This window comes from Bacillus sp. AY2-1, from assembly GCF_008368965.1.
Classification (GTDB): domain Bacteria; phylum Bacillota; class Bacilli; order Bacillales; family Bacillaceae_G; genus Bacillus_A; species Bacillus_A thuringiensis_S.
The window spans coordinates 1-5,952 of the sequence record NZ_QPEL01000200.1; the positions used below are offsets into that span (position 1 = coordinate 1).

Genomic DNA, 5,952 nt, shown 5'->3' on the forward strand with positions numbered 1-5,952 from the left:
GTATACTAGTATCTTTGAAAAAAACCCTGTTAAGTGTTTTTTGAGTCATTTTAGCCTTGTTTTAAATTGTGCTGTATTAAACACTCTTAATATTATTGAATTTATTACAAAATTGTCACCTTTATGTAAGGTTATTAGATAGTTCTATCTTTATTTAAATGTAATAATAAATGCATAAGAAACGTCAATAATAAGTATTGTATAAAATTTATGTAGTTTACTATTAACAATCAACCATGGAGGAATTAATTGTGAAAGCCAATTTAGAGACCGTAAAAGAACATTTGAAAAACAATGAAGAAATCCTTTCTACAATTTATTGCACAATAAATTTTGGTTATATTAGTAGATTTGGAATCTTAGTTGCTACAAATAAAAAGCTATTGTTCTGTGCTGATGCTATGTTTGGAAAAGGACTTAAGTGGGAGTATGAATAAACTGAAATTTCGAACTTCGGTGATACAAGAGGTCTAATTTTAGAGATATCTGCTCTTCCTGTTATCCAAAAATTAACAATGCATCATAAAGATGATTTTATTGTATTCTCTAATTTTTCAAGTCCATCAAAAGTGAACAAGTTTTTAGAATTGGTTCAATTAAAGCTTTAATTTCTAAAGAAATGTTGCAATGATTTTTTTAAGTTGATGGCGATGAGGTAGCACCACATTGCTATCAAGCCGACAATATAAAATTCCTCTAAAATGAAAAAATACGCTCTTTATTTTTATAGAAACGAAGGAGCACCTCATTGTTTTTATGTCTGTAATATAAAATTCCTCTAAAATGAAAAAATACGCTATTCTTTCTGTAGAATCATAGGAAAGGATGGCGTTTTTTATGTCTGTTTCTGTGTCTGACGAATTACAACTATTTGCTCAAGAGATTCAAAGTGCCCTATCTCCAAAGACCTTAAGGTCTGTTGCGCGAAGTGTTGGTTTTGTAAAGCGGATTAGTAAATATCAAGCACAAGATTTAGTCGCTTTATGTGTATGGATGAGTCAAAATGTCGCGACAACTTCTTTAGCTCAGCTATCTAGTTGTTTAGAGGCATCAACAGAAATACTTATCAGTCCTGGGGGACTGAATCAACGATTTAATCCAGCAGCTGTACAACTTTTACAACATATATTAGCTGAGCTCTTAAACAAAAAATTAACTTCATCTATATCAATTGCTTCTCCATGTACTTCAATTTTTAAGCGTATTCGTATTCTAGATTCTACGGCTTTTCAGCTTCCGAATATATTTTCTCCCGTTTATCCTGGTGCGGGAGGTTGCAGCCATACTGCAGGAATGAAAATTTAACTTGAGTATGATCTTTTAAGTGGGCATTTTCTACATATTCATACAGGACCAGGGAAACAACATGATCGAACTTACGGTTCCCTTTGCGTACCCACTGTAAAAGAAGATGATTTGTGTATTCGGGATTTAAGCTATTTTCATCTGAAAGATCTTCAATATATACAGGATAAAAAGGCTTACTATATTTCTCGCATTAAATCTAATACACGAATTTATCAAAAAAATCCCAATCCTACTTATTATCAAAATGGAAAACTAAAGAAGGGAACAGAATGTAAACAGGTAGATATGGAGGTAGTAATGAATTCTCTTCAGCCAGGACAAACACATGAAATATCTGATGCTTATGTAGGAATGGTCGATAAAGTACTAGCTCGTGTCATTGTTCATCGACTTACAGCAGAACAGCAACAAAAAAGATTGCGGGATCAATCTATACGAGAAAAAAAGAAAGGAATGAAGTATTCTCCCCGTAGCAAACGACTCAGTGGTATCAATGTATATATGACAAACACGCCTATAGAGATTGTCCCGATGGGACAAGTGCATGATTGGTATTCTTTACGTTGGCAAATCGAGATTTTATTTAAAACTTGGAAATCATTCTTTCATATTCACCATTGTAAAAAAATAAAACGAGAACGATTAGAATGCCATTTGTATGGGCAACTGATTGCCATTTTACTCTGTTCTTCTACTATGTTTCAAATGCGGCAATTACTTCTTATGAAAATGAAACGAGAACTGAGTGAATATAAGGCCATATATATGATTAAAGATTACTTTCTTCTTCTTTTCCAAGCTATACAGAAAGACACCCAAGAGCTATCAAAGATTCTCATTCGCCTGTTCAAACTCTTACAGCAAAACGGGCGAAAATCTCATAGGTATGAGAAGAAAACAGTCTTTGATATATTAGGTGTCGTTTACAATTTTATCATGTCTGATAATCAAGCAGCTTAAATCAAAAAAATGAAACCCGTTAGGGTTTATTTCGTATGCAAATCTTTAAATTCCCTACACGTAGCCTTTAGAAAAAAGAAATAACCTCTACTATAATTGAAGTTGTATAAGCTTAGCTTGATAGCGATGGGGTGGCACCACATGTCCATCAAGCTAAGATTTTAAGACACCCCCATAACGAGAATTTTACCTTTTCACAATCATTTATAAGAATTCGGCTCATTTTTTCCGTTTTGGGGAACAATCAATTTCTTAAGTTGATGGCGATGGGCTAGCACCAACAAAGCGTAAACTTCGTACGCTAAGAGATAATCGACTTCTTATTGTTAAGTTATCTGGAGCGCTCTTTCTCGTAATTTACCATGTTTCCCAAAGAAAATAGCAAAAGGTAAGGCTATGAACACATTTACAAAATGACGAGAAAAATGACAAAACTGTAAGAATGCACGAATGTTTGTAAGAAAGTTCGATGTTTTCCTTTTTCTTTTTTTATTATAGTGAAAAAAAGAAGGAGGAATTTGAAAATGTCTTTTTCTCAATTCAATATTGATATTTTTCGAGCAATTAATGAATTAGGTAAACAATATTCATTCCTAAATTCAGCCATGATATTTTTGGCAGAATATATGGTATATATTCTTGGTTTAATTATTATAGCTTATTGGTTTACCGGGTCTAGAAAAAGTAGGATGATGGTTATTCAAGCGATGGTTGCTTTTGTGATTGCTGAGATGATTGGAAAAATAGCAGGGAAATTTCATTTGAATTATCAACCGTTTGCAGTATTGCCTGATGTTAATAAACTTGTCTACCATGCTGTAGATAATTCATTTCCTAGTGACCATACGATCCTCTTTTTTTCCATTTGTTTTTCATTTTGGCTTGTTCGTAAAAAGACTGGATGGTTATGGCTTATACTTGCATTTTGTGTAGCAATCTCTCGTATTTGGGTAGGGGTTCATTATCCTTTTGATGTTGTAATAGGGGCTTTAATAGGATGTGTTTCAGCGTTATTTTCGTATTGGTTAGTACCGAAAATTTTTTTTATCAAGCAATTGCTTACTCTATATGAAAGAGTAGAGAAACATGTTTTACCATCCAAAAACAAATCAAAGGGATTTTGAGTATACAAGTATAAAAGTTAACGTGAAAAGTGGGGGAATTATGGGGAAAGAAATATTATTTGATAATGAAGGTCTGATTCTAAAACTAAATGGGATAACAGGATTACTTGCATTAAAACTAAAATTAAAAATGCCTTATAACACGATTAAGAGTGTGTATGTTGGCTATTTTGATCCTCCACAATGGATGCTTCGTATGCCTGGAACATCAATTTCTCCTCTCAATATTTTTGAAGGAAGTTTTAAATATGCTGATGAATGGTACTTTCTCTCTTGTGAAAATAGAGTCCCTCTCGTAATGATTGAATTAAAAGGTCATGAAAAATATAAGTATGTCTTTTTTGAGATTGATGATCCTACCAAAGTAGTCGCAGATATTAGAAAACATATAAAAAATTTGTAAGTATTGACCTATCAATATATTACTTCCGCTAACGAGAATTTTACCTTTTCACAATTATTTATGAGAATTCGGCTCATTTTTTCCGTTTTGGGGAACAATCAATTTCTTAAGTTGATGGTGATGGGGTCACGATATCAAAAAAAGAAAATTGTACGTTTTAACACATTTCAGACACAATAAAAACCGATTCTCTGTACGTTAAGGAATGGGTTTTTATTTTCGAATGATATTGTAAATAAGATTAGCTAATAAAACCCCTTCCATAAACTGGTATAATTTGAAGAAACACAAAGTATTTTTACTTCTTTGTTTCTTCAAGTTTTCGTTTATTAATAGCTCGATAAAGAGAGTCCTGTGATATTCTAGTTTCTTCTATGATTCCTTTGATGGAATATTGGTCACTATCATATATACGTAGTACAATTAAAAGTTTTTCTTTTTCTAGTTTTGGTCTACCTATTTTATTTCCCGTTTTTTTTACTCTCTTCTAATCCTTCTTTTCCTCGTTCAGCTTCAATCATTCTGATTTACACCCCACGATTGAAGCTGAATATCCAATTCCTTTTAAAATTGCTTGTGTTCGATATTGTACTACAACCTCTAAACCCTTTGAACGAAACTTTTTTACAGCTTTATCTAATTCTATTTTTAAATCCTTACGACTCCTAGATTTAACCATTTCAATTTCTATAGTTTTCACAGTAATACCTCCTAAACAAAATGGTAAAATTATTGCGTTCACTATCACTTTGTTCTTCTTTACAATACATTTAACTTATTAAGATTTAAAAATTATACAACAAAAGAGTAAAACGGTTTAGGATACTCTTTTCATCTACCTCTTAACTTGATACCATTTTATAATTGAGTTCTTCACCAAAATCATTTGTGACAATCCCTTTAACCGATGAATGTTGCAAGTAAGAACGGCCCATACAATATTTTCTATTCAAATATGATAGAATGAAAATATATCCAAAACGGAGGGAAAACAAATGAACTCAAACACAAAACAGTTTATTTATGATATCCAGCAAAGAAAGAACAATTATATAGAAAATGTATTAATAGCAATACAACATCCTAAAAAAGAGCAATCTGAACAAGTCATTCAAAATATAGTAGAGAAGATGGATATGATGATTAGTTTAGTTACTACTTACATGGCAATTGAATCAGGATCTACAAAAGAATTAAAAGAGCTTCAAGAAGAACTTATTCATGCTCAAGCATATATCCAAAAACGGAAATTTGAAGAAACACAGAGATAAAACCCTGTGTTTTTACTTGGTGGACTATGACATTAATTTTTTATAAATTGGATTACTGTTTTGGCATAATCCATACAATTTGTTGAATGCGTACAATATATGGCGCCGTATCTTCAATGAGCAAGTGATCTGGTTTCACATCTTTTAACTTTCCTCTTACATTACCTCTTACAGTTTCAATAACCACATGTTTACCAATTACTGATTGTAATGTCTGATATACATAGGGATTAGGCACACTTACCATATTTTGTTTACTAAAGTCATTTCCCTCCAAATAACTCATTCTATAAAACTCCTTTCTAACTTGCATTCTTTCTACTAATATATGATATAAATCTTATAAATATGCTAGAAGGATAATTCATTATATGGACGGAAATAACATTTTAATAGGGTACGGTTTCTATTTCTACATTGCTAAAAAAATGATTTATATAAAGTTACTTTTACTAGTTAATAGGAGATGATAAAGGGATATTTTGAATATACATCTAGGTTGTTCCTTTCTGGTTATGTATCATTTTAAATACGCCCTTTATTAGAATAGTGCTCATACTTTTTTTGAGATTCTTTCGTAATACGTGCGTTAAGTAAAATTGCTAACAATAAAAACACTCCATATTTTCCGCCTGTAGCTCCTATGATAATCACACTACTACAAACAAGTACAATTAATAGGATAAACGAAACTAAATAAATACGATCATAATTCTTTGACATCTTCTCGTATTTTATGCGTTCTTTCCTTGCATCCATTTTAATTCCTCCTTTAGATGATCCATTTCACTCTCAGATAAATCTCGCCCTTAAAAAGGAAACAATCTATCGTTTTAAATAATTAGTTTGTTTTTTTATCAACTAATTTATATAACGTAAAAAGAAA

General features: G+C 31.6%; 7 protein-coding genes and 2 pseudogenes. 5 read left to right on the forward strand and 4 right to left on the reverse strand.

Annotation, left to right across the window (positions count from 1 at the left end; all coding sequences use genetic code 11):
* The first annotated feature begins 251 nt into the window (after positions 1-251).
* From DN403_RS32035 to DN403_RS28500, 4 genes and pseudogenes are all read left to right on the forward strand, one after another.
* The gene (locus DN403_RS32035; RefSeq protein WP_255452081.1) at positions 252-437 is read left to right on the forward strand and encodes a PH domain-containing protein; all 186 of its coding nucleotides are present in this window, start codon (positions 252-254) and stop codon (positions 435-437) included.
* Between the two features lie 400 nt (positions 438-837).
* Positions 838-2,268, forward strand: a pseudogene (locus tag DN403_RS28485) (IS4 family transposase).
* Positions 2,269-2,792: 524 nt separating this feature from the next.
* Positions 2,793-3,392 carry an undecaprenyl-diphosphatase gene (locus DN403_RS28495; protein WP_149186014.1) on the forward strand — a complete coding sequence of 200 codons (600 nt, stop codon included), beginning with the start codon at positions 2,793-2,795 and terminating at the stop codon, positions 3,390-3,392.
* Between the two features lie 40 nt (positions 3,393-3,432).
* The gene (locus tag DN403_RS28500; RefSeq protein ID WP_149186015.1) at positions 3,433-3,795 is read left to right on the forward strand and encodes a hypothetical protein; all 363 of its coding nucleotides are present in this window, start codon (positions 3,433-3,435) and stop codon (positions 3,793-3,795) included.
* A gap of 298 nt (positions 3,796-4,093) precedes the next feature.
* On the opposite strand, the pseudogene DN403_RS32445 reads toward DN403_RS28500, so the two are convergent.
* Both DN403_RS32445 and DN403_RS28510 read right to left on the reverse strand, forming a co-directional pair.
* Positions 4,094-4,319, reverse strand: a pseudogene (locus tag DN403_RS32445) (recombinase family protein); the annotation flags it as partial.
* Complete coding sequence (locus tag DN403_RS28510; RefSeq protein WP_255452082.1) at positions 4,313-4,495, reverse strand: hypothetical protein; 183 nt, start codon at positions 4,493-4,495, stop codon at positions 4,313-4,315. The gene DN403_RS28510 and the pseudogene DN403_RS32445, both read right to left, overlap by 7 nt.
* 295 nt (positions 4,496-4,790) lie before the next feature.
* On the opposite strand from DN403_RS28510, the gene DN403_RS28515 reads away from it, so the two are divergent.
* A complete protein-coding gene (locus tag DN403_RS28515) occupies positions 4,791-5,066 on the forward strand; it encodes a hypothetical protein (RefSeq protein WP_097911897.1) in 276 nt (91 codons plus the stop codon).
* A 52-nt stretch (positions 5,067-5,118) separates the two neighbouring features.
* Here DN403_RS28515 and DN403_RS28520 read toward each other — a convergent pair whose 3' ends face one another.
* Together DN403_RS28520 and DN403_RS28525 are read right to left on the reverse strand one after the other, a co-directional pair.
* A complete protein-coding gene (locus tag DN403_RS28520; protein WP_078994728.1) occupies positions 5,119-5,352 on the reverse strand; it encodes a YuzF family protein in 234 nt (77 codons plus the stop codon).
* 239 nt (positions 5,353-5,591) lie between these two features.
* Positions 5,592-5,825, reverse strand: a complete 234-nt coding sequence (locus tag DN403_RS28525) for a hypothetical protein (protein WP_000340032.1) — start codon at positions 5,823-5,825, stop codon at positions 5,592-5,594.
* Between the last annotated feature and the right edge of the window lie 127 nt (positions 5,826-5,952).

Excerpts from the sequence above, each read along its gene's own strand:
- DN403_RS28525 (WP_000340032.1), bottom strand. The coding sequence starts at position 5,825 with ATGGATGCAAGGAAAGAACGCATAAAATACGAGAAGATGTCAAAGAAT.
- DN403_RS28515 (WP_097911897.1), top strand. The coding sequence starts at position 4,791 with ATGAACTCAAACACAAAACAGTTTATTTATGATATCCAGCAAAGAAAG.
- DN403_RS28495 (WP_149186014.1), top strand. The coding sequence starts at position 2,793 with ATGTCTTTTTCTCAATTCAATATTGATATTTTTCGAGCAATTAATGAA.
- DN403_RS28500 (WP_149186015.1), top strand. The coding sequence starts at position 3,433 with ATGGGGAAAGAAATATTATTTGATAATGAAGGTCTGATTCTAAAACTA.
- DN403_RS28520 (WP_078994728.1), bottom strand. The coding sequence starts at position 5,352 with ATGAGTTATTTGGAGGGAAATGACTTTAGTAAACAAAATATGGTAAGT.